Origin of the sequence: Lacimicrobium alkaliphilum (assembly GCF_001466725.1) — a bacterium.
Classification (GTDB): domain Bacteria; phylum Pseudomonadota; class Gammaproteobacteria; order Enterobacterales; family Alteromonadaceae; genus Lacimicrobium; species Lacimicrobium alkaliphilum_B.
Genome location: NZ_CP013650.1, coordinates 1,154,478 through 1,178,924 on the forward strand (window position 1 = coordinate 1,154,478; position 24,447 = coordinate 1,178,924).

Genomic DNA, 24,447 nt, shown 5'->3' on the forward strand with positions numbered 1-24,447 from the left:
CAAAGCCGTGGCTCAGGGAATGATCTGTCTTTTCAGGATGGAAACGGGATGCAGCGGCAGGGCCCTTAGGGTAAAATTCGCGCCTTAATCACGTCATTTATGATTTATTCTCAAGGATTTACCTATGCTGCACATTTTCAACACCCTGACTCGCCGAAAAGAGCGCTTCAAACCTTTGCAGGAAGGCAAGGTGGGGTTGTATGTGTGCGGTATTACGGTGTATGACCTTTGCCATATGGGCCACGCCCGTACCTACCTGAGTTTTGATATGATGGTGCGATACTTAAGGCACTCAGGCTATGAAGTGAATTATGTCCGCAATATTACCGATGTGGATGACAAGATTATCAGGCGGGCACAGGAGAATCAGGAAGCCTTTACTAACCTGATTGACCGTACTATTGCCGATATGCATCAGGATTTTGATGCCATTGGTTTGTTGCCGGCGGATATTGAGCCCCGTGTGACGACCCATATGGATGAGATCATTGATGTGATCCGGCGTCTGGTGGAAAAAGGCCATGCTTATCAAAGTAACAGTGGTGATGTGCTGTTTGATGTCAGTACTTTCGAGCGCTACGGCAAACTCAGTGGCCAGGATCTCGAGCAGTTGCAGGCGGGCTCCAGAGTGGAGGTCAGTACCGATAAGACCGATCCGCTGGATTTTGTGTTGTGGAAATCCGCCAAGCCTGGTGAGCCAAGCTGGGACTCGCCCTGGGGTAAAGGCCGGCCGGGCTGGCATATCGAATGTTCGGCCATGAACCACAAGCATCTGGGGGAGCATTTTGATATCCACGGTGGCGGCTCCGATTTGATTTTCCCACACCATGAGAATGAAGTGGCCCAGTCCTGCTGTGCCTTTGACACTCCCTATGTGAATTACTGGGTGCATACCGGCATGGTGCAGGTCAATGAGGAGAAGATGTCCAAGTCACTGGGCAATTTCTTTACCCTGCGCGATGTGCTCAAAGAGTACGATGCACAAACCCTGCGTTATTTTCTGCTCAGCGCCCATTACCGCAGTCAGTTAAATTACTCAGAGGAGAATATCCATCAGGCCAGAGCCTCACTGGAGCGCTTATATACGGCACTGCGGGGAGTGAATCCGGATAACAGTGTCGATGCAGGTTATGGTGGTTATCAGGCGCGCTTTAATCAGGCCATGGATGATGATTTTAATACCCCTGAAGCCTACTCGGTACTGTTTGATCTGGCCCGGGATATTAATAAAGCCGAAGCCGGTGAAGCGGCTAAGCTGGCGTCAGTATTAATCCGCCTTGGCGGTGTGCTGGGGCTGTTACAGCAATCACCGGAGCAATTCCTGCAGGGAACGGGTAGTGATGACCAGGCGGATGTGGCAGAGATCGAGCGCCTTATACAGGTGCGCGCCGATGCCCGTAAAAACAAAGACTGGGCGGCAGCCGATGCGGCTCGTGATGCTCTTACGGCCATGGGGATTGAGCTGGAAGACGGCCCGCAAGGCACCAGCTGGCGGCGTAAGTAATTCGGCTCCACGAACTAAAAGCATGACCACAGAGGGCACGGAGGATGGAAGGGTTAAACGCTTTGCTCCTTTTCGTGCCTTTCGTGGTCAAAAGCTTTTAAACCACCACAGGACCAAAGTGTCGGGAACACGTGGAACAGCCGAAGGCTGGCTTGCGTAGCGCAGGACAGAGCGAAGTAAAAGCACGAACCCGGTTGAGAAAGACAAGACCAACTACAGAGGCACAGAGAACACGGAGGTATTAATGGTTTAATCCCCTTTACCTCTCTGTGTTCTCTGTGCCTCTGTGGTTAAATTCTTTTAGTTACAATGGGTTAGAAGGTATCAGGCGTAATATCTGGCCGTCAGGATGGTCGGTGAGCAGGTAAACGGCGCCGTCCGGACCCTGGCGCACATCACGCACACGCTGGCCGATGTCGATACGTTCCTCATGGGTGACCTTGTTGTCATCGCCGAGCTCCAGTCTGACCAACTGGCGAAATTTCAGTGAGCCTACTAACAGATTGCCCTGCCAGTCGCTGAAGGTTTTGGCAGTGTAAAAGGTCATGCCACTGGGCGCGATAGAGGGCACCCAGTAATGCAGTGGCTGCTCCATTCCGGATTTTTTGGTGTCGCCAATTTCACCACCACCATACTCTTCGCCATAGGTGATCTCTGGCCAGCCATAGTTCTTCGTCGCTTCGGCGATATTAATTTCATCACCGCCCTGGGGACCATGCTCGTGGGTCCAGAGTTCGCCAGTTTGCGGATGCAGCGTCGCACCCTGAATATTGCGATGACCGTAAGACCAGATATCTGACAGTGCCTTGTCATTATCGGTATAGGGATTGTCTTTTGGGATATCACCATTTGGCAGTACACGTACTACTTTGCCATAGTGGCTATCAAGCTCCTGCGCGCCCTGACGCTGTGAACCGCGATCCCCTAAGGTAATAAACAATGCACCTTCACGGTCAAATACCAGACGACTGCCAAAATGATGGCCGGTATCAATTTTAGGCCTGGCACTGAAAATAACCTGCAATTCGCTCAGGCCCTGCTCTTCTAAAATCGCGCTGGCAACGGCAGTGCTGCTTTTCTCGCTGCCGGAAACCGGTTCGCTGAAGCTGAAATAAATACGCTGGTTCTCGCTGAACATAGGATCGATGGTAACATCCAGCAGACCGCCCTGATTTTTTACCAGAATCTCCGGTAAGCCGTTTAACGGCTCTGATTTATTGCCATCGGCATCGACAATTCTGAGTTTACCGGTTCGTTCGGTGACCAGCATACGGCCATCAGGCAAAAAGGTCATCCCCCAGGGATGCTGCAGCCCGGAAGTCACGACTTCCACCTTAATACTGGCCTGTTCACTGTCAATTTGCGCCGGGGTGTTGGCGCACGCTGCAGAGCTCAGGCAAAGGGTTAAACTGGCAAAGAGTAGCGCTAGGTTACGGGTCATCTCGATTCCTTCAGGTTTTTAGTACTCTACTATGCTAGTGGAAAAAGCTAAGCTTTTCCCGCACTTGAGCGATTTTTGGCGCTATTTGAGCGAATCGGTTCTCTACAAGGCAAAGCTGATTTTCAGCAAACTCAGTACCACAACCGTATAGAGGATAGATACCGGCAGGCCGACGCGCACGAAATGAGAAAGTTTGTAATTGGCGGCGCTGAATACCAGCAGATTGGTCTGATAACCCCAGGGGGAAATAAAACTGGCGCTGGCTGCAAAGGCCACCGCCAGAGCAAAAGGCAGTACCGGCGCATCCAGCATTTGTACCAGCCCCCAGGCGAAAGGAAACATCAGCGCGGCAGCGGCATTGTTGGTGACCAGCTCGGTAAGCAGTAAGGTCAGCAAATAGATCGCCACCAGGGCCACAAAGGGACTGCTGCCTTCGAGTAACGGAAAGACCAGATCATTAATACTGGCAATCAGTCCTGATTGCTCCAGCGCGCCGGCCAGACCCAGTGCGCCGACTATCACCATAATCAGATTGACCGGCAAGTGACGCTTTAATTCGGCACCATTGCTGATACCGGTAAACACCAGCAGGGCCAATAAAAATACCAGACCGGTGGCCAGCGACACCACATTAGTGGCACTGAGCAGTACCGTTAACAGAAAACCACCCAGGGTCAGGCGCTCCTGAACCGGACTGAGTTTTTTCGGCAGGCTGTGCTCGGTGAGAATAAAGAAATTCTTTGACAGATTATTGCGGCTGTCAAAATCCGGTCCGGTGGCAAGCAACAGGTTATCACCGGACTGTAGTCTGATATCACCGAGCTTACCGGAGAGGCTTTCACCGTCACGGCGAATGGCCACAACCGCGGCATCAAACATGGCCCGGAACCCTACCTGCTTAAGGGTTTTGTCAATAAGCTTGGCGCGGTTGGAGATGACCACCTCGGTAAGATTTTCTCTGAGCAGGCCATTGGTTTCGGCAAATAGCGTCAGGCCGGGAATATGACTGAGGCTGTCTACCCGTTTGACATTGCCGCTGAAAATCAACTTGTCTCCGGCCTCGATAACGATTTCCGGTGTCACAGGTGTCAGCAGGTGGCCCTGGCGGATAATTTCTGCCAGATACAGCTCGGGCAGGTTACGCAGATGGTTTTCCTCAATGCTTTTACCAATCAGTGGTGAATCGGCATCCACCTTAGCTTCAATAAAATACTCTTTGTAATCCGCCTGTTTGATTTTGATATCCGGCAGCAGAGGCGACATCAGAAACAACAACAAGCCGCAGGCCAGGCCCGCGACCAGGCCATACAGAGTAAAATCCAGGAAGGCAAAGCCAGGGTGACCTTGCTCTACCAGGAAACTGTCCACAATCAGGTTGGTAGAGGTACCGATTAAGGTTACCGTACCACCGAGGATGGCAGAATAAGACAAAGGAATAAGTAACTTTGAGGCCGGATGGAACTGATTCTGGGTGACCGGACTGATCAGGCTGGCAACAATGGCGGTGTTGTTCAGCAACGCTGAACTTGTGAAGGTGAGCCCGAACAAACGCCAGTAACTGCTGGTATAGCTGGCATTAATAAGTTTCCTGCCAAGCAGCTTCAGCAATGAGGTCTTATCGATGGCGTTGCTGATAAGCAGCAGCAGTACCAGAGTGATCAGCCCCTGATTGGTAAACCCGTGTGACAATTGCAACAGGGATAGCTGACCGCTAGCCAACAGTGCCAGCATCGCCATGGAAAAAATCGCCGCCGGGCGCTTATCGGTAAAGATAAGCGCCGCGATGGTGGCAATAAAAATCCCTGCAACCAGTAGCTGGTTTATGTCCATCTAATTCAACTCAGAGTTTGCTGATATCCAGCGCCTGCCAATGGGGGAAATGTTTACGTACCAGGGCATTAAATTCCAGTTCGAATTCGGAATAAGCCTGATTATTTTCCTTCTCTGCGGATTTGTCAGCTTCGATAATCATGCCGGCACCGACTGTACCATTGGTCAGACGATCGATAATGATAAAGGCGCCGGTTTTGCGGTTACGCTGGTAAGGGTCGCAGGCCACAGGCTGAGTCAGTTTGATGCTGCCAACGGCAATCTCATTCAGATTCAGGTGCAGCAGATCCTTTTTCTCCATGGTATTGACGTCGATCTGATAATCCAGACGTTGCACGGAGCCGGTCACTGACTTAGTGGCAAACTTAAACTCATATTGTTTGTTCGGCATCAGCGGATCTTCCGCCATCCACACTAAATGGGTCTTGTAGGCTGCGCTGTGCAGTGGCAGGTTATCGCTTTTGACAATCATATCACCACGGGAGATATCAATTTCATCATTCAGCGTCAGGGTCACTGCCTGTGGGGCATAACCGATGTTCTGCTCACCTTCGAAGGTGACAATCTGTTTGATGGTAGAGGTTTTGCCCGAGGGCAGGGCGGTGATCTCGTCACCCGGCTTGATCTGACCGGAAACAATAGTGCCGGCAAAACCACGGAAATTCAGATCCGGGCGGTTGACGTATTGTACAGGGAAGCGGAAATCCCGCTGCATCTCGTCTTTGTGGACTTCAATATTTTCCAGCAATTGCATCAGAGTCTCACCCTGATACCAGGACATACTGTCGCTGCGGTTGACCACATTGTCGCCCTTGAGGGCAGAGATGGGTACAAAGCGAATATCAGGAATAGTCAGTTGCTTGGCAAACTGCAGATAGTCTTCACGGATCTTGTCATACACTGCCTGGTCATAATCCATCAGATCCATTTTATTGACAGCCACAATCACATGCTTGATACCCAGCAATGAAGCCAGGAAAGAGTGGCGGCGTGTCTGAACCTTAACGCCGCCCCTGGCATCCACCATCACGATGGCCAGATCGCAGGTGGAAGCACCAGTCACCATGTTCCGGGTGTACTGCTCATGGCCGGGGGTGTCGGCGATAATAAATTTACGCTTGTCAGTGGAAAAGTAGCGGTAGGCTACATCGATAGTGATGCCTTGTTCACGCTCTGATTGCAGGCCATCCACCAGCAATGCCAGATCCACCTCTTCACCCGTAGTGCCGACTTTCTTGCTGTCTTTACTGATGGCGGCCAGTTGATCTTCATAAATCATCTTGGAGTCGTGCAGCAGCCGTCCAATCAGGGTGCTTTTACCATCATCCACACTGCCGCAGGTCAAAAAGCGCAGCAGATCTTTGCGTTCATGTTGCTCAAGGTAACTGAGAATGTCCTTTTCGAGGAGATCATTTTGGCTATTCATGTTAACAGCTCACTAGAAAATAAGGGTTTAACAGGGATTCTTTCTGGTTGTAGCGCAGCGGTGTGCGCTGCTCGCTCAGGGGTTTGTCGGCATCCAGCTCACAGACACTGCCACCGGCGGCACGGACAACGGCATGGGCAGCCGCGGTATCCCATTCACAGGTAGGCCCAAGGCGCGGATAAAGGTGAGCCTTGCCCTGGGCCACAAGGCATAGCTTTAAGGAACTGCCCATGGCCACCAACTCGGTTTCGCCCGGTAACTGATCAAGCAGTGCCTGAATTTCAGGGCTTTGGTGAGAGCGGCTGCCAACCACTTTCCAGCATTCACCGCTTTGGTGAGTGGCGGGTTTAAGTTCTTCGGTATTACCGGATTGGCTGAACCGGGCAAACTCGCCAACGACCCCTGAGTAGGTGGTATCGAGCACCGGTGCGTACACCACACCTAATACCGGCTCACCATTTTCAATCAGGGCAATATTGACCGTGAACTCGCCATTTTTCTTGATAAACTCTTTGGTGCCATCAAGGGGGTCCACCAGCCAGTATTGCTGCCACTGACGACGTTCCTGCCAGGGAATATCGGCGGATTCTTCTGATAAAATGGGCAGGTCTGATATGGCTTTCAGGCCGTCAACAATAATATGATGGGCGGCCAGATCCGCCTCGGTGAGCGGACTCTTGTCATCTTTGCTATAGATATCAAAATCTTTGGCATAAATCGCCATAATGGCCTTGCCGGCTTGATGGGCAATGTCAGTCACCTGTTCAGCCAATTGCGCCTTACTCATTACAGATAGCCCTTCTCAGTCAGTGCAGCGATTAGCTTATCGGCAGATTGATCCGGTGTTTCGCCATCGAAGGTCAGATGCACTTCCGGTGACTCAGGAGTTTCATAAGCCGAATCAATACCGGTAAAGTGCTTGATATCGCCTTGCCGGGCTTTTTGGTACAAGCCCTTGGGGTCGCGCTGCTCGCAGACTTCCAGGGGGGTATCCACAAAGACTTCGACAAACTCTCCGGCTTCGAGCAAATTGCGGCAGAACTTTCTGTCTGTTCTGAACGGCGAAATAAAGGCGGTAATCACTATCAGCCCTGCGTCTACAAACAACTTTGCCACTTCGCTGATACGGCGGATATTTTCCACTCTGTCTTTATCGGCAAAGCCCAGATCACCACAAAGGCCATGGCGGATATTGTCACCGTCGAGCAGATAGGTGTGCTTCCCGGATGCTGCCAGTTTTTGCTCCAGCACATTGGCGATAGTGGATTTACCCGAGCCGCTTAAGCCGGTCAGCCAGATTACAGCGGGCTTCTGATTTTTTTGCCGGGCGCGATCGGCTTTATTGGTTTTGTGTTCATGCCAGACGATATTGTCATTCATCAGAAATATCCTTCCATTTTCTTTTTCTCCATGGAGCCTGAACTGTCATGGTCGATGACCCGGCCCTGACGCTCGGAGGTCTTTGTTAACAACATTTCCTGAATCACATCAGGCAGGGTGGCGGCATTTGATTGCACCGCCCCGGTCAGAGGATAACAACCCAGAGTACGGAATCTGACTGACTCCATCTTTGGCGTTTCCCCCTCTTCAAGGGGCATGCGATCATCATCTACCATGATCAGTACGCCATCGCGCTCTACAACAGGGCGTGGCTTGGCCAGATACAATTCAGGAATTTCGATGTTTTCCAGATAGATATACTGCCAGATGTCCAGTTCGGTCCAGTTGGACAGCGGAAATACCCGGATGCTTTCGCCTTTATTGACCTTGGCGTTGTAAATATTCCACAGCTCAGGGCGCTGGTTTTTCGGATCCCAGCGGTGGTTCTCGTCGCGAAACGAATAGACCCGCTCCTTGGCCCGGGATTTTTCTTCGTCACGGCGGGCACCACCAAAAGCAGCATCAAACTGGAACTTATTCAGCGCCTTTTTCAGTGCCTGGGTTTTCATAATATCTGTGTGCTTGGCACTGCCGTGTGTAAAGGGGCCGACACCCATATCGATGCCTTCCTGATTCTTATACACGATCAGATCCAGCTTATGCTGTTTGGCCATGCGATCGCGAAACTCAATCATCTCGCGAAACTTCCAGGTGGTGTCTACGTGTAACAGGGGAAAGGGGATCCGGCCCGGCGCAAAGGCCTTGCGGGCAAGATGCAATAACACCGAGGAATCTTTACCGACGGAATACAGCATAACCGGGTTATCGAACTCCGCCGCGACTTCACGGAAAATATGGATACTTTCAGCTTCGAGCTGCTTGAGATGGGTAACGGATGGAATATTGGCGTCCATGGTATTGATCAGACCTGTAATGTTGTCGGAAATAGAGTTATGCAAATGTGTTCTATACATAGAACAATATCACGATCCAGCCGATTTTGGCTATGCAAGATCGCTATAACAAATACCAAACTACCTGATTGCAGTTTGTATCTTTTGGGTCAGGAAAGAGGTTGTTTGGGGGCATTGATGCCACTGCCGGTTCTGATCAGCCGGCACTCTCTCTGAGTGTTGCCCAGCGTACAGCATCCAGATAATGTCGGGTGACTTTGTCGATATTGACTCCCATCCTGTTGCACTGTTTTTTTGCGCTTTGCCAGCTGGCCTGCTCAAAAGCCTCAATCAGCAACAGGTATTCGGCAAGCCTGCCCTCACCCTTAATCAGCGCGTCTTTGATAACCTGAGAGATGGGCAGGTTATCGAGTAACTCCGCCAGGGGGGCATCCAACATTCCCTCCAGCAAAGACAACAACCCGGTCAGAAAAGCCGCATTCTCGGTGGCTTGCTCACCGGGCATCGTCGAGATTAACTCACAAAAACGGGCCCGCACCAGAGACATCACTGTGAGTGCCGGGGGCTTCCTGTCCACAAACTGGGCGGTAAAAAGCACAGATACAAAACGACGAAGTTCCTGTAAACCCAGCAGCACAATGGCTTGCTTGATATTGGAAATTTCATTGCGGCGTTTAAAAATTGGTGACTGGGCGTACCGGAGCAACTTAACGGACAGGTGAACATCACCCTGGAATACCTCAGTGATGGCGGGGATATCCGGTTCAGGTTCGGCCAGTGCACTCATCAGCTGTGCGACGGTCATCTGTGAGGGATCCAGTGTGCGGCTCCTCATTACCTCCGGCTTGCTGAAGAAGTAGCCCTGAAAGTATTCAAAACCCAGCTCCATGGCCTGATGGTACTCATTGTGAGTTTCGACTTTTTCTGCCAGAAGCTTGATGTGGGGGAAGTCTTTGATGGCATCTTTAATCAGGCGAATCTCGTCAACCTGCGTGACCTGATAATCAATTTTTATGATGTCAGTGTAGGGATAAAAATGTTTCCATACGCCTTTGTGCTCATAGTCATCCAGTGCAATGGTATAACCATGTTGCTTCAGCTCTTTGCACGCTTCCAGCAGCTTTCTGCTCGGTGTTACTGTTTCCAGTATTTCCACTACCACAAATTCTTTGGGCAGCAGCATGGGGTAGCCGTTTAACAGGGTGTCCTGAGTGAAGTTTATAAAGGCCAGTTTATCTTCGGTTAGCTTATCCATGCCGAGATTAAACTGCAGGCCTTCAATCATTTTCGATGTGGCTTGTTCATCGCAGACATCGGGGAAAACATTTTCAAGACTGTCTCTGAATAGCAGTTCATAGGCCACTAACTGCTTTTCCCTGTTGAGTATGGGCTGACGAGCTGCGAAAAACGCCATGATAGATTTTATCCCCGAAGATAACGCTTAGACTATGCTAATAGATTGCCGCAAAGGATACCAGAGAGGATTAATCTGTCTGTAACATTCTGATACTAATAAAAAATACCGGCGATTGTCGCCGGTATCTGAGTTCTGAAGTACTTATTACAGAGTTTTTCAGCTTAATTCTGCTTTAAGCCTGGCTTCCATTTCTTCGTGTTTACTCTGCAACGCATCACTGGGTGGTGCGGTCAGATTACTGACAATGAAAATGGTCAGTGTACACAGAATAAAGCCGGGTACGATTTCATAGATCACACTGCTTAAACTTTCGCCCCCTATGGTAACCGGCGCATAAATCCAGAACAGTACTGTGGCCGCACCGACCAGCATACCCGACAGCGCACCTGTGCGGTTCATGCGTTTCCAGAACAGGCTGACGATAATGACAGGGCCAAATGCCGCGCCAAAACCTGCCCAGGCATTGCTGACCAGATTCAGCACGCTGTTCTGTGGGTTCCAGGCCAGCGCAATGGCCACCAGTGCCACTACCAGTACTGAGATTCTGCCTACCAGCACCAGTTCTTTGTCACCGGCGTCACGGCGTAAAAAGGCCTTGTAAAAATCCTCAGTCAGCGAGCTGGAGGTGACCAATAGCTGAGATGAAATGGTACTCATAATGGCGGCCAGAATTGCGGCCAGCAGGAATCCACCGATCATCGGATGAAACAGGAACTGGGAGAAAATAATAAAAATGGTTTCAGCATCATCCAGTTGCATTTTGGTTTCTGCCACATAAGCCACGCCCACAAAGCCGGTGGCCAGCGCACCAATAATGGACACGATCATCCAGCTCATGCCGATACGACGTGCTGTTTTGATGGATTTAACCGAACGGATTGCCATAAATCGCACAATAATATGAGGTTGACCAAAATAACCAAGACCCCAGGCCAGCAGGGATATCACGCCCAGTATGGAAAGGGCTTCTCCGGTGGCGCCGTTTACAAAAAGCTTAAGCATATCGGGATTAATGTCGCTGACCGCAGCGCTGACCTCACCGACACCGCCTAAGTGGTTGAAGGCAACAATAGGTACCAGTACCAGCGACACAAACATAATACAGCCCTGTACAAAGTCGGTCATACTGACAGCCAGAAATCCTCCGAACAGGGTATAGGCAGCTACCACACCGGCAGTAACAAACAGCCCTGTGCTGTAATCCATACCAAAAGAGCTGTCGAACAATTTACCGCCAGCGACCAGGCTGGCAGAGGTATAGAGGGTGAAGAAGATAATGATGACTAAGGACGAGAAGATACGCAGGTAGCGGCCCTTATCATCGAAGCGGTTAGCGAAGTAATCAGGGATGGTTATAGAGTCATTGGCCACTTCCGTGTATACCCGCAGACGAGGAGCCACGATCAGATAGTTCATAAAGGCGCCAATCACCAGTCCCACGGCGATCCAGCTCTGAGAAATGCCGGCCAGATACATGGCACCCGGCAAACCCATCAGCATCCAGCCACTCATATCTGAGGCGCCGGCAGATAATGCGGTGACGCCGGGACCCAACTTTCTGCCACCGAGCATATAGCCGGAAACATCGGAAGTGGATGTGCGATAAGCATATAAGCCGATGCCAAGCATGGCGATAAAATATAATGCGAGCGAGATTAACGTACCCGTTTCAATATACGTACCAGTTTCCACAAAGCTCTCCTGTGATTGTTTTGACTGAACAAAAACACGACGAAAGGTAAAAATTAGAAAATTCAGTCAATTAGCGTACCATGCTATCAAGTTGTTAACCCATTCTCCAGAGTACCTATGAATCTGCAAACACGCTGGTGTAAATTTGAACAATTAAGCAGCCTGACGCTTCAGGCCATCTGGGCTTTGCGTCAGCAGGTTTTTATTATCGAACAACAAAGTATCTATGCTGATATTGATGGTTTGGATCCTCATGCCTGGCATGTGTTACTGGAACAGCAAGGGCAACTGGTCGGTTATGCCAGGCTGCTTGGCGATTCTGCTTTTGATTGTTATCGGTTGCAGCGTATTGTGCTGGCAAACGAAGTGCGGGGACAGGGGCTGGGAAATCGATTAATGGCGCAGCTGATTGCAAAAGCGCAAGCCTTAAACGAGCATTGCCAACTGCGACTCAGCGCTCAGGTTCATCTGCAGCATTTCTACCAAAACTTGGGATTTCAGTCTCAGGGCTCAGAATATGATGATGGCGGTATTATGCATATTGATATGCAGCGTGCGCTGTATAAGGAGTAAATAATTATGATCAGGTTCTTTGCCATTACTACTATGGCGGTGCTGTTAAGTCATGCCGCGCAGGCGCAGTATTTCCCGGAGCAGGGGCAATGGCAAAGCCGGCCAGCAGGACAACTGGGCTTCGCGCCGCAGAAGCTGGAAAAGGCAGTCAGCTTTGCCAAAGATAATGAATACTCAGGCAGCCGGGATCTGCGCATTGCCATTCTCAAAGGATTTGAGCGAGAGCCTTTTCATACCCTGCTGGGGCCGGTAAAAGACCGCGGCGGTCCTGCGGGAATGATTGTAAAAGACGGCTATATTGCCGCACAGTGGGGTGATCTGGGCCGGGTCGATATGACGTTCAGTGTAACCAAAAGCTATTTATCGTCGGTGGCCGGTATCGCTGTTGATCGGGGTTTGATCGCCAGTGTTGAGGAAAAGGTAGAGGATTATGTATGGGATGGCACTTTTGCCGGCGCCCATAACAGCCAGATTCGCTGGCGGCATTTGCTTGACCAGTCATCTGACTGGTCCGGCAGCTTGTTTGGAATCAAAGACTGGGCTGACAGGCCGCCGCAGGAAGGTGGCCTGGATGACTGGAAGTATCGTGCTCTGAATCAGCCGGGTACCGTGATGGAATACAATGACGTGCGGGTAAATCTGTTGGCCTATTCGCTATTGCAGGTATTCCGTAAGCCACTGCCGCAAGTCCTTAAACAACATATTATGGATCCCATCGGTGCTTCCACAACCTGGCGCTGGTTTGGCTATGACGATGCCTGGGTGACATTAGACGGCCTGCAGATGAAATCTGTCACCGGCGGCGGTCATTCGGGCGGGGGGATTTTTGTTTCCACCCTGGACCAGGCCCGTTTTGGACTAATGGTGCTTCGGGATGGACGTTGGCAGGATAAACAGGTTTTATCCAAGGCCTGGCTTGAACAGGCGACAGCGCCTTCCCCGGCGAATGACAGTTACGGATTTATGTGGTGGCTGAATCAGGGCCAGCGGAAATGGCAGCAGGTGGATGACAGCAGCCTGTTTTATGCCGCAGGATTTGGCGGTAACTTTATTGTAGTGGATAAAAAGCAGGATCTGATGATTGTCACCCGCTGGCTGGAACCGTCTCAGATTGGCGAAATGGTAAGGCTGGTAACAGAAAGCCTGCAACACTGACGGGCCGTGTTACAGGCGGCTTCTTTTGGTTGTTTAGTTGTTGTCGATGAGGGCCAACAACTCGGTGGTCTTTTGCTGCAACAATGTCTTATCGGCTTTCGTTTCCACATTCAGGCGGATCACCGGCTCGGTATTCGACTTTCTTAAATTAAACCGCCAGTTGTCAAATTCCAGCCCGATACCATCAGTATTGTCCCGGCGTTTTGCCAGAGGCTGATATGTTGCCAGAATCCTTTCCAGAGTGGCATCTGCATCATCTACTGTGCGATTGATTTCCCCCGAAGAAGGGAAGGCCGCAATACGCTCAGCCACCAGTTCAGACAAGGGCTTGCCGGTATTGGACAATAACTCGGTCACCAGCAGCCAGGGGATCATGCCGGAATCACAATAGGCAAAGTCGCGGAAGTAATGATGGGCGCTCATTTCACCGCCATATACGGCATCTTCCTTGCGCATTCTTTCCTTGATAAAGGCATGACCGGTTTTGCTCATCACCGGACGGCCACCGGCATTGAGGATAATATCCTGGGTATTCCAGTAGACCCTGGGATCAAAGATAATGGCAGCGCCGGGATCTTTGCTTAAAAAGGCCTGTGCAAGCAGGCCAACGATATAATATCCCTCGACAAAGTCGCCGTTTTCATCAAACAAAAAGCAACGATCAAAATCGCCGTCCCAGGCAATGCCCATATCCGCCTGGTGTTCAATCACGGCCTGGCGGGTCTGGTGCCTGCACTCCGGTAACAGCGGGTTAGGGATACCATTGGGAAAGGTACCGTCACCCTGATGATTAATTTTAATAAATTCAATCATTACGCCTATGTGTTGCAGCGCTTTCTCGATGGCGTCAACAGCGTGGCCGGCGGCGCCATTACCGGCATTAACCACCAGCTTAAGCGGTTTTAACTGCCCGGGATCAATATAGCTGAGCATATGTTCGGTATAGGCTGGCAGTACCGATTGCTTCTGATACTGACCAGTGGTCTTTAGTGCTTTTGCATCAACCAGACCTTCACCTTTTGCAAATTCGCCTTGCATTTGCTTTTTTGCATATTCAGCGAGACGCACAGCCACATCCTGCTCATCATAGCTTTCTGCCAGCGTTTTTACCTTATCCAGGCCGGTATCACCGCTGATGGGGCGAGAGCCCTCCCGCACCAGTTTCAGGCCGTTGTAGTCGATGGGATTATGACTGGCAGTGACCTGGATGCCGCCACTTTGATTAAGATAACTGGTGGCAAAGTAGATCTCTTCGGTACCTGTCATGCCAATATCTGTGACCCTGGCGCCACCATCTATTAGACCCGCACTCAGGGCCAGTTTCAGTGGTTCAGAGGTCAGGCGGATATCGGCACCCACTACCACCTCTTTGGCGTCCAGATGTTCGGCAAAGGCTCGTCCGATACGATAAGCAACAGTTTCGTTGAGCTGCTCACCGAGCTGACCACGGATATCATAGGCTTTAAAACAACTTAAATTCATGCTCGTTTTGCCTCAGCTTTTAACCCGGCCATAGCGATCTGAAAAACGCACAATATCGTCTTCACCCAGATAGGCGCCCGATTGCACCTCAATCAGTTCCAGCGGTATTTTGCCAGGGTTTTCCAGGCTATGGGTTGTGCCAATGGGAATATAAGTGGATTCATTCTCGGTCATCAGAAAGGTTTTATCATCACAAGTGACTTTGGCTGTGCCTGTCACCACAATCCAGTGTTCGGCGCGATGATGATGCATCTGTATAGACAGCTTTTCGCCGGGTTTGACTTTGATACGTTTGACCTGGAAACGCTCGGCCTGATCAAGCGAATCGTAGCTGCCCCAGGGGCGGAATACTTCGCGGTGAAATTCGTACTCAGGGCGTTTAGCCGCTTTGAGTTTATCCACCACTTTTTTAATCTCCTGAACCTTGTCTTTATGTGCCACCAGCATCGCATCTTTGGTCTCAATCACGATCACATCGTCCAGACCAATAACCGACACCAGTCGCTGTTCGGCGTTGATATAACTATTGTTGACCTGCTCAAGGATGACATCTCCCCGTACCACGTTACCCTGTTCATCTTTGGGTAATACCTCCCACAATGACGACCAGCTGCCCACATCACTCCAGCCCGCATCCAGCGGAACCACAGCGGCGGCATCCGTTTTTTCCATTACAGCATAGTCGATAGAATCAGAGGGGCACTGAGCAAAAGTCTCAGCGTTGACCCGGACAAAATCCAGATCCTGTTGTTCAGACTCGATGGCGGCTTTACAGCTCTGGTAAATGTCCGGTACGAACTTTTGCAGCTCCTGCAGGTAACGGCTGGCTTTAAACATAAACATGCCGCTGTTCCACAAATAGCCGCCGTCCTGTAAATATTGCTGAGCCGTATCCAGATCCGGCTTTTCCACAAATTCCGATACACTAAAGCCATTTTCGTCGCCGGGGATGGCATCACCCTGGCGAATATAGCCATATCCGGTATGGGCACTGGTGGGCACAATACCGAACGTCACCAGCTTGTCCTGCAATGCCAGTTGCTCTGCGTTGGCAATAGCCTGGTGGAAAGCGGCAATATCCTCAATCAGATGATCAGCGGCCAGTACCAGCAATACCGGATCCTGACCCTGTTGCATTGCATGCAGTGCGGCAAGGGCAATAGCCGGAGCGGTATTTTTACCCATGGGTTCGAGCAGAATACCATCGTGTTCTATACCTGATTGCAACAGTTGTTCGGCGACAATAAAGCGATGGGCTTCGTTGCACACAAATATCGGCGCTTCATTGTTAAGGCCCTCGAGCCGGTGCAGGGTTTCCTGCAGCATGCTGTGCTCATTGGTCAGAGGCAGAAACTGTTTAGGAAAGGCGGCACGGGATTTGGGCCAAAGGCGACTGCCAACGCCGCCGGCCATAATGATTGGCTTCATAAGGATCATCCTGACTGATATTTTATTATCTGCCAAGCATATCACTTCAAACTGCGCTGAGGTATAGGGTAAATGCACCCAATATCATGCCGGAGGGGTGTGATTGTCTGGTGTCAATAAATTGCGGCGCCAGCGTTGCCGTGGTGATTGCGGTACGTCCCTGTACCGTTACTTCAGGCTGTACTCAGTTGACGCTGATCTTGCCGCGCAGGGCATCCATGGACTTTTTGCCCACTCCCTGGACTTTGATCAGATCATCAATGGAATGAAAACCGCCATTTTCATCCCGATACTGGATGATGGCCTCGGCCTTTTTCTTACCTATCCCGGGTAAGGACATCAGTTCTTTGGCTGAAGCTGTGTTGAGGTTGATTACAGCTTGTGTTGCTGCCACTTTATCCTTGCTTACATCCTTACTCAATGCCACGGACTGTAAAGGGGCAACCAGACCGAGCATAACAACACCCCATATTAACCATTTCATAGATCTCTCCTTTTTCCTTTGATTTCCTTTAGGGTGTGACGACTTGCGTCAATGCTACCTCGACACGGTATTCAATGAACATCGATTGCCGAAGTAAAGATTAGTGTAGAAGAAAAATATTGAGTTTGAAGTTTCGGACATAAAAAAGGCCGGTAAAAACCGGCCTGAAAGATTCGCGAATGTGGTTGTTGTTTACAATCTTTCCAGTACCGCCTGGGTAAAGTCTGTGGTGCCATGGTTGCCGCCGAGATCCCGGGTGGTGCGATCGCCGGACTCGATCACATCTTTTATGGCGTGGCGAATCTTCTCTGCCTTATCAGCCATACCCAGGTGCTCGAGCATCTGGATTGCTGCCAGGATGACCGAAGTGGGGTTCGCCAGGTTCTTGCCGGCAATATCCGGTGCAGAACCATGCACAGCTTCAAAAATAGCGCAGTTTTCGCCGATATTGGCGCCGGGAGCCATACCCAGCCCGCCAACCAGACCGGCACAAAGGTCAGAGATAATATCGCCAAACAGATTGGTTGTAACAATGACATCGAACTGATGAGGATTCATCACCAGCTGCATACAGGTGTTATCGACGATCATCTCTGTGGACTCAATTTGTGGGTAGCGTTGTGCCACTTCTCTGGCAACTTTGAGAAACAGCCCTGAAGTTGATTTAAGGATATTGGCCTTATGCACGGCAGTGACTTTTTTACGCCCTTCCTTAAGCGCCATCTCATAGGCGAAAGTGAGGATGCGCTCAGCACCTTCACGGGTGATTTTACTCATCGCTTCGGCTTCGTTGCCATCTTCGGAAACTTTCTGGCCCAAACCGGAGTACATGCCTTCCGTATTTTCCCGCACGGTAATGATGTCGATATCTTCGTAACGGGCCTTGGTGCCCTTGAAGGAAAGTACCGGGCGCACATTGGCAAAAAGCTTGAACTGTTTACGCAGACTGACGTTGATAGAAGTGAAGCCTTCACCCACAGGAGTGGTCAGTGGCCCTTTCAGGGTAATACGGTTTTTGGCAATCAGATCCAGTGTTTGCTGGGGAAGTAACTCTCCATGGTTTTCCAGCGCCATCAGACCGGCATCGGCGAAATCATAGGCAAAATCGCAGCCCGCTTTATCAAGGATTTGCAGGGTGGCATTGACTATGTCAGGTCCGATACCATCGCCACGGATAACCGTTATACGCTGTTGAGTCATGGAGAGTTCCTCTGTCTGTCGTCTTATATTGGGGAGACCCCTGTATTTTGGGGTAATTTACGGGCGCGATTTATAGCATTAAATGCGCTGATCTTCCAGTAAAAACGGCAGTTCTGCGGGGAATTCCGGTGACTGCTGATTATCCGGTTGGCCAATAACACTGGCTGTTTTCCATGGCCTGTAAAACCACGTCCTGCATCTCGTCAGGCTGAAGCTGCAACACTTGCATTGCCTGCTGCAGGTAGATGCTGTTGCGACCCTGAGTTGGCTGATCGCCAAAGTAGATCTGGCGACTCATCATGAGCCCAACACCTAACATAGTTGCCAGGGTTTTGGCCATCCCTTTCAGTTCCGACTCTGAGGGTAGCTGGTGATGACAACGTATGGCATCGAGGCTGGATTTTTCCTGCTGCCACGCCCTTGCCAGCGTCAGACTCTGTTGGGTGCAGGATACGCTGGCTGGCAAGGAAAAAAGCTGATCCAGCGAGAAAAGTTCCTCTGCCCGTGCGGGCAGTCTGACTCTGCGCTTGAATGCGGCATTGATAAACAACCCGGAGCAAAAAAAATAGCCCAGCGTAACCAGAGACTCAGTCTGCAGCTTCGATTGTCTGTCACCCAGCGCTTCGAGCACATGACCAAGCAATACGCAAAATTGCAGTGCATGTTGTTGCAACGGAAAATACTGTTGATTTAACCGGTTGAGAAGGGCCTGCTGCACCAGTATGCTGCTGGTGCGCTCAAATCCCTGAAACAGTAATGCATGCTTTACCTCTTCCAGTTGCAGCTTCATACGGGAGCGTTGGCTGGCGGTATACTTCAGTTGCCGGGCCAGGAAACCTTCGGTGGCGATATGGTTGCTGATCATATCCACATCGGGTTCATCCTGCTTGAGCAGATCCTGGATGGCCAGTAATTTAGCCGGTGGTTTACTAAGAGGTTGAGTGTGTGGCAGCCAGCCATCTGACTCCTCAGTGTCCTGATGGGAGGACAGCCAGTCTTTATCCCACAACCTGTCTGTCAGTGACAGGCTTTTTATCCCATAGGCAGCTCGTGGCCGAATGGCCTCGGTGATTGCAATGACCTCAACCTCTTCACTGAAACTTTTACTACGGGAATGATAGCGCTTTATCAGGCGGGCGTTGGGTGTCTGTGACAAGAGTATCGCGATACCCTTATCCTGCAGTTGAATCATCGCTCCAGGGGGCACAAGGCCAAATGCGAGGAGCAGCGGTTCGAGCAGATTATAACAGTTACATGGCAGCTGTCTGGCGAGCGCACGCAGCAACTGATGCCAGTGTTTTTGGGGCGGTTTATCACGGTCTTCAGTACTGATCAGGCCTACCAGCATTAGCAGCAATTGTGGATGACTAAGGCGGGCAAAGCGCTGGTAGAAACCGTTTTTTTGGCGAAGGGGCAGTAACCGCGCCACAGGGATAAGGCTGCTGGCCCAGATCTGCTGTTCAAGGCGTTTAATTTGTTTCAGGAAATCATCGCCCGTTGTGGGCCAGCTATATAGATCGAGCGTCATCGCGGCGCACATCAGGCCAATGCTGCTCTGTGGGTGCCAGCGATGACAATGGCTGAATAACATGGCCAGTAGTGTGCGTTTAAAACGTAAGTTCTGACTGTCTGAGTAGTCAGGGAAATTCAGCTGAGCCATTGCCAGCCATGAGTCTGGTGCTTGTGCAAAACTATCCTGCAGCTGGTGGGCCTGATTAAAACAATGAGAGATAATCTGTCCGGCAGGCGCACCGTCCCGGAGCCTGTTTTCCAGTTCGATAAACCCGGCCAACTGCTCGCCGAGCGCTACAGATAAGGGCTCGGTCACTGCCAGTCAGTATACTGCTGATAGGTACCGTCACCCCAGGCGATAAGAATGTCATTTTCAAACAACAGGGGCGTACACTCATTCATGGTGGTGATGCCATCGGACTCCATATGCTGGGTACGGTAGAACATGATCTGAATTCGTTGATCTTTAACCTGCTTGGCTTCACTGATATCCGGTGCGCCCATAAGAGCGATAATCTCTTCGCGGCTGGTGCCCAGGTCCAGCTTGGCCACCTGTACTTTGTTGTATTGTTCTCTGTCCCGCCAGTCCATAGCGTCGGGATCATCGGGATAAAAAAACAATACCAGCGCAGCGAAAATCAGATAGATCAGAAAGCCAATAGCGGCACGGCGTATAATTTTATTATTCATTGTTATGTCATACTCTTGTGCCTGAAAACCATTAATGATCGTTCTGCAGAATCAGTTCTGCGAATCACCCGTTATCAGACTGAATGTTACAAAATAATGCTTTCATTTTAGCATTGATAGTCTTCCATTTACCTTATTATTTGACCAGCTTGTAGCACGGATAGTAATGATTGCCGGGTAACTTCATGCGGTTCTGGGCAACAAAAGACTCCAGCATGGTATCCAACATATCCATCAGTCTGGCGTCACCGTGGATGCTGAAGGGACCCTTTTGTTTTATCTGTTCAATGCCTTCAGCCTTGACATTACCGGCGACAATGCCGGAGAACGCCCTTCGCAATGCTGCGGCAAGATCGGCCTTTGGCTGCTCAAGATGCAGATTGAGCTGAGACATGTTGTCATGGCTGGGGGAGAAGGGCGACTGAAAATCCTGATCGATTTTCAAAGACCAGTTAAACTGATACGAGTCGCCTTTCTGACGCCGGTACTCGGTTACCTCCGGTTGATTCTCGCGAACCGTTCTGGCCACCTCAGAAGCGTCATCAACGATGATGGTGTACAGGTTTTGCGCTGCCTTGCCCAGGGTAGCACCGACAAATTCATCAATACTGTTAAAGTAATCTTCACTTTCTTTCGGACCGGTAAGAATAACGGGCAGCACCTGTTCACAGTTCTGTTCACTGAGCATAATGCCAAGCAAATACAGCAACTCCTCTGCAGTGCCGACACCACCAGGGAAAATGACGATAGCGTGGGCCGTGCGCACGAAAGCCTCAAGCCGCTTTTCAATATCCGGCATGATCACTAATTCGTTGACAATCGGGTTAGGGGGCTCGGCGGCAATGATACTGGGTTCAGATATGCCCAGATAACGGCCATGGCGATAACGCTGTTTGGCATGACCAATCGTCGCTCCTTTCATGGGGCCCTTCATCGCGCCTGGTCCGCAGCCGGTGCAGATGTTCATCTCCCTTAAGCCAAGCTGATAGCCCACTTCCTTGGTATATTTGTATTCCGTCTCACCGATGGAATGACCACCCCAGCACACCACCATATTCGGATCGCCGGTAGCCTGAATGGCGTTGGCATTGCGCAGCATATCAAACACCATATGGGTGATATGGGTCGACTCAGACTGATCGACAAAGAGGTTGCCCTCATATCTGGCCCCCATGTGCAGCAAGTCTCGTAATACGGCGAACAGATGTTCATGAACCCCTTTAATCAGCTTGTTATCCACAAAGGCCAGTTCAGGAGGATTGATCAGTTCAATCTTGACACCGCGTTCCCGCCTTAGCAGATTGATTTCAAAATCCTCATAGGGTGAGAAAATATTTTCATAATTATCTTCCTGGGCACCGCTGTTGAGTACTGCCAGGCTGCAGTTGCGAAACAGCCGGTAAAGCTCACTTGATGTGGATTTCTTAAGGCGATCAACTTCCAGTTGGGAAAGCAGGCTCATGGAGCCGATTGGGTTTAACTGTACTGTTCTTTTCATTCTGGTCCTTTGTCGATAACACAGCGGTTCCGCCCCTGAGTTTTGGCGCTGAAAAGGGCTTTATCTGCCCGCTCGAATACGCGATGAATATCATCTCCCTCTGCAAAGCTGGTGGCGCCGATGGAAACCGTAATCTTGACACTCTGTTGTTTAAACTTGAAGGGGATTTTTGCAATCTGGTCGCGCAGCTTTTCCAGTGGCGCCTCGAGTTCTTCCTTTGAGGTTTGTGGAAGCAACAGAATGAACTCTTCGCCTCCCCAGCGAGCCAGGAAGTCAGTTGAGCGTAAACTCTTACTCATTTGCTGCGCTATCACCTGCAAGGTCTTATCACCTGCAGCATGACCATAACTATCGTTAATGTTTTTAAAGTGATCCACATCCACCAGCGCCAGGCTTAAATCCGTGCCATAGCGACGCCATCGGCGGTATTCCAGTTCTGCTCTGTCGTTGTAGGCGCTGCGATTAGGAACCTGAGTGAGTTCATCATGATGACTGCGATATTTCTGTTGCAGCAATCGCTGCTTGTATTCTGACGTTTCCTGTTCAAGATGACTCAACTGGTCCTTCATATCATTCAGCAACTTCATTAGTGCACGTTGCTCATCCTGATCTGTTTTTTCCCGTGATTCCAGAGTGGCAGCCATTTTGGTCAGATATTCATTGGCTTGTTTTCGCAACAGCTTGAGATTTTCAGCTTCTTCGATGGCCACTTCAATCTGCAGAACCTGCTGCTTTAGCTGCGCAGTGTTATTGGTTTTCAGTTGAAAAGTGGATTCGCTCTCTTTGATTGAATGGCTGACAGATTGGCTGACTTTATCCAGTGTACTGTGCAGGCTTGAGACAAAGCGTTCGGCGTGCTTACGTTCCTGAATGACTTCCCGCAGTATGGTACGGATGATAATCAGGCAACATTCCAGCAGTTCTTCATGGTCCAGGCCTTTAGCCAGTTGGTCACGAACTTTTTTCAGTTCCTGATCTTCCTTGGCGCTGGTGCTGAGCTGTGAAATCAGCTCCCTCAGTTCATTGGTAATCTCTTTGTGTAGTATCAGTGTCGCGTCCTTGAGCGGTGGCTGCTCTTCAGAGTGACAAACTTTGTTATGTTCCTGAAGATTGGTCAGGGCTTTCTGGAATAAGTCCAGGGCTTTTTCAAAATGAGGCAGAGAAGTAAATACAGAGGCCTGACTCTGGCGGACCTGGCGTAAAAATGCATGGGCATCATTTTTAAGGGGCTCGGGCAGTCCGCTGTTCTCGCGCAGCGCCTGAATAGCATTTTCAATCAGACTGTGTGACTTCTGATTCTGCAGTCTGACCTGATCGCTGTTTTCCATCAGCAGTGCCGTCAGTTTGCCGATACTCACCTCGGCCAGGGTGAAATTGATCTTACCGCCAAGGTGCCCTCTGAGGGTTTGCAGCTCTTTATCCAATGCCGGTATGGCACCTTCGTAAAACTTACTCAGTCTGAGAATGAATTGAGACAGGGTATCTATCTGATGCTTAAAGCTGCGCAACACTTTCTGTTGGTTTTGAGAAGACAAATCCAGTTTGGTGTTTGTGACCTGTGACCCATTATCCATTCTCTGCTTCACCCGGGGAGTCGCTCGTAGTTCTTTCCATTATAATGGCTAATACAAGTGTTAAGAATATTTTTTTATAACAAGATGTTAGCGAGCTTTTAGCGGCTAATGCAAACGGGCCGCCCAGGGTGGCTGTTGCTAAGGGGTTTTGGGAAAAAACAAAAAGGCGGGAACCCCGCCTTTTATTATGACTTTCTATACCAATACTCTGGGACTAAGACGCTAGTCGTCGTTTAAGGGACGTTTGACCAGATAGTAAGGCAGTCTTTCCTGTGCAGGTTGTAACATGTTTTGTCCGTCAGTTGAAAAACTGAGGCTATTTTATTTATCTGACAAAAAAATGAAAGTTGTTTTGTAATCTTTCTTTTTGTGTTTCAGTTTTTTTTGGTTTTTTATTGTCTTATCAGGCGCTCAAACTGTGGGTTAGCCTCAAAGTTACTGCGAAAAGGGCTGATATCAAGCCCGCCTCTTCTGGTGTAGCGGGCATAAACGCTGAGTTTTTCCGGTTGGCATTGACGCAGGATGTCACAGAAGATGCGCTCGACACATTGCTCATGAAATTCGTTGTGCTGCCTGAATGTAATCAGGTATCTCAACAGGCTGTCGGCAAAAATTTCTCTGCCCTGGTAATGAATGCTGACGCTTCCCCAGTCTGGCTGTTGGGTAATCAGACAATTGGATTTGAGCAGATGACTGATATGCTGGCGTTGCACCACACTATCGCCACATTGCAGTATACCGGGTTCCGGGTGATACTGGTCGACTTCAATATCGAGATTGTCCAGTAACTCGCCTTCACCGGCATGGATCTGGAATGCCTGTATATCATCCAGCGAATACAATTTCACCTCAACATCAGCTCCAGCGCATTGGCTTAAATCCTGAATCAGAATCTGTTGCAGCTCTTCTGAGTCGCGGACTTTCCATTGGTTAAAACTGTTCAGATAGAGTTTGAAAGACTTGGACTCAATCAGGTTCGGGCTGCTTGCTGGAACGTAGGCCTGAAGCACGGCGACACAGGGTTTTCCTTTGGGGTTGAGCCAGGAAAGCTCATAACCATTCCAGATATCTACCCCGGTGAAAGGTTGCCGTTGAACAATTCCTAACTCTTCCCGGTTAAGACTCCTCGGCACCGGCTGCAGCAGTTGTGGGCTGTACTGGTCAATATATTCCGAAGTCTTACCCAGGCTCAGATGAGTCAGTGAAGCCGGTGTGTGTGCGTCAGTCATAAATTACCCTGAGATCTG

At 50.1% G+C, this 24,447-nt stretch carries 20 protein-coding genes; 3 read left to right on the top strand and 17 right to left on the bottom strand.

The features are described 5' to 3' along the window. The first annotated feature begins 124 nt into the window (after positions 1 to 124). Positions 125 to 1,504, top strand: a complete 1,380-nt coding sequence (cysS, locus tag AT746_RS05205; protein ID WP_062477409.1) for a cysteine--tRNA ligase — start codon at positions 125 to 127, stop codon at positions 1,502 to 1,504. Positions 1,505 to 1,808: 304 nt separating this feature from the next. Here cysS and AT746_RS05210 read toward each other — a convergent pair whose 3' ends face one another. The 8 genes from AT746_RS05210 to putP form a co-directional block, all read right to left on the bottom strand. Further along, on the bottom strand, positions 1,809 to 2,945 hold the full coding sequence (locus AT746_RS05210; RefSeq protein ID WP_062477413.1) for a PQQ-dependent sugar dehydrogenase: 1,137 nt from the start codon (positions 2,943 to 2,945) through the stop codon (positions 1,809 to 1,811). A 102-nt stretch (positions 2,946 to 3,047) separates the two neighbouring features. Beyond that, positions 3,048 to 4,775 carry an SLC13 family permease gene (locus AT746_RS05215; protein WP_062477416.1) on the bottom strand — a complete coding sequence of 576 codons (1,728 nt, stop codon included), beginning with the start codon at positions 4,773 to 4,775 and terminating at the stop codon, positions 3,048 to 3,050. 10 nt (positions 4,776 to 4,785) lie between these two features. Beyond that, complete coding sequence (gene cysN, locus AT746_RS05220) at positions 4,786 to 6,201, bottom strand: sulfate adenylyltransferase subunit CysN (RefSeq protein WP_062477419.1); 1,416 nt, start codon at positions 6,199 to 6,201, stop codon at positions 4,786 to 4,788. A gap of 1 nt (position 6,202) precedes the next feature. After that, positions 6,203 to 6,988 carry a 3'(2'),5'-bisphosphate nucleotidase CysQ gene (gene cysQ / locus AT746_RS05225; protein WP_062477423.1) on the bottom strand — a complete coding sequence of 262 codons (786 nt, stop codon included), beginning with the start codon at positions 6,986 to 6,988 and terminating at the stop codon, positions 6,203 to 6,205. Continuing rightward, positions 6,988 to 7,581: an adenylyl-sulfate kinase gene (cysC, locus tag AT746_RS05230; protein WP_062477426.1), complete on the bottom strand. Its 594-nt coding sequence runs from the start codon at positions 7,579 to 7,581 to the stop codon at positions 6,988 to 6,990. Before cysC ends, cysQ begins: the two co-directional genes overlap by 1 nt. Next, positions 7,581 to 8,495, bottom strand: a complete 915-nt coding sequence (gene cysD / locus AT746_RS05235; protein WP_062483981.1) for a sulfate adenylyltransferase subunit CysD — start codon at positions 8,493 to 8,495, stop codon at positions 7,581 to 7,583. Before cysD ends, cysC begins: the two co-directional genes overlap by 1 nt. Before the next feature lie 196 nt (positions 8,496 to 8,691). After that, positions 8,692 to 9,909 (bottom strand): EAL and HDOD domain-containing protein, encoded by a 1,218-nt coding sequence (locus tag AT746_RS05240; RefSeq protein WP_062477429.1) that lies wholly within the window; start codon positions 9,907 to 9,909, stop codon positions 8,692 to 8,694. Between the two features lie 159 nt (positions 9,910 to 10,068). Further along, positions 10,069 to 11,586, bottom strand: coding sequence for a sodium/proline symporter PutP (gene putP / locus AT746_RS05245; protein ID WP_062483983.1), 1,518 nt, complete (start codon positions 11,584 to 11,586; stop codon positions 10,069 to 10,071). Between the two features lie 135 nt (positions 11,587 to 11,721). Here putP and AT746_RS05250 point away from each other — a divergent pair, with 135 nt between their 5' ends. Then, a complete protein-coding gene (locus AT746_RS05250; protein WP_062477432.1) occupies positions 11,722 to 12,177 on the top strand; it encodes a GNAT family N-acetyltransferase in 456 nt (151 codons plus the stop codon). A 6-nt stretch (positions 12,178 to 12,183) separates the two neighbouring features. Then, entirely contained in the window at positions 12,184 to 13,332 is a 1,149-nt protein-coding gene (locus AT746_RS05255; RefSeq protein WP_062477435.1) for a serine hydrolase domain-containing protein, read from the top strand. Positions 13,333 to 13,365: 33 nt separating this feature from the next. Here the strand turns inward: AT746_RS05255 and AT746_RS05260 are convergent, their stop codons facing one another. From AT746_RS05260 to queF, 9 genes are all read right to left on the bottom strand, one after another. Beyond that, positions 13,366 to 14,814, bottom strand: coding sequence for a phosphomannomutase/phosphoglucomutase (locus AT746_RS05260; RefSeq protein ID WP_062477437.1), 1,449 nt, complete (start codon positions 14,812 to 14,814; stop codon positions 13,366 to 13,368). Positions 14,815 to 14,826: 12 nt separating this feature from the next. Continuing rightward, positions 14,827 to 16,242: a mannose-1-phosphate guanylyltransferase/mannose-6-phosphate isomerase gene (locus tag AT746_RS05265; RefSeq protein ID WP_062477440.1), complete on the bottom strand. Its 1,416-nt coding sequence runs from the start codon at positions 16,240 to 16,242 to the stop codon at positions 14,827 to 14,829. 184 nt (positions 16,243 to 16,426) lie between these two features. Then, positions 16,427 to 16,726, bottom strand: a complete 300-nt coding sequence (locus AT746_RS05270) for a ComEA family DNA-binding protein (protein ID WP_062477443.1) — start codon at positions 16,724 to 16,726, stop codon at positions 16,427 to 16,429. A 192-nt stretch (positions 16,727 to 16,918) separates the two neighbouring features. After that, a complete protein-coding gene (locus AT746_RS05275; RefSeq protein ID WP_062477448.1) occupies positions 16,919 to 17,926 on the bottom strand; it encodes an isocitrate dehydrogenase in 1,008 nt (335 codons plus the stop codon). Positions 17,927 to 18,065: 139 nt separating this feature from the next. Next, a complete protein-coding gene (locus tag AT746_RS05280) occupies positions 18,066 to 19,754 on the bottom strand; it encodes an HDOD domain-containing protein (protein ID WP_062477451.1) in 1,689 nt (562 codons plus the stop codon). Then, positions 19,751 to 20,128 (bottom strand): DUF3192 domain-containing protein, encoded by a 378-nt coding sequence (locus AT746_RS05285; RefSeq protein ID WP_062477453.1) that lies wholly within the window; start codon positions 20,126 to 20,128, stop codon positions 19,751 to 19,753. Before AT746_RS05285 ends, AT746_RS05280 begins: the two co-directional genes overlap by 4 nt. A gap of 136 nt (positions 20,129 to 20,264) precedes the next feature. Next, the gene (gene ppnN / locus AT746_RS05290; protein ID WP_062477457.1) at positions 20,265 to 21,626 is read right to left on the bottom strand and encodes a nucleotide 5'-monophosphate nucleosidase PpnN; all 1,362 of its coding nucleotides are present in this window, start codon (positions 21,624 to 21,626) and stop codon (positions 20,265 to 20,267) included. Then, positions 21,623 to 23,200, bottom strand: a complete 1,578-nt coding sequence (locus tag AT746_RS05295; RefSeq protein ID WP_062477459.1) for a GGDEF domain-containing protein — start codon at positions 23,198 to 23,200, stop codon at positions 21,623 to 21,625. Before AT746_RS05295 ends, ppnN begins: the two co-directional genes overlap by 4 nt. Before the next feature lie 392 nt (positions 23,201 to 23,592). Then, positions 23,593 to 24,429: an NADPH-dependent 7-cyano-7-deazaguanine reductase QueF gene (gene queF, locus AT746_RS05300; RefSeq protein ID WP_062477462.1), complete on the bottom strand. Its 837-nt coding sequence runs from the start codon at positions 24,427 to 24,429 to the stop codon at positions 23,593 to 23,595. Between the last annotated feature and the right edge of the window lie 18 nt (positions 24,430 to 24,447).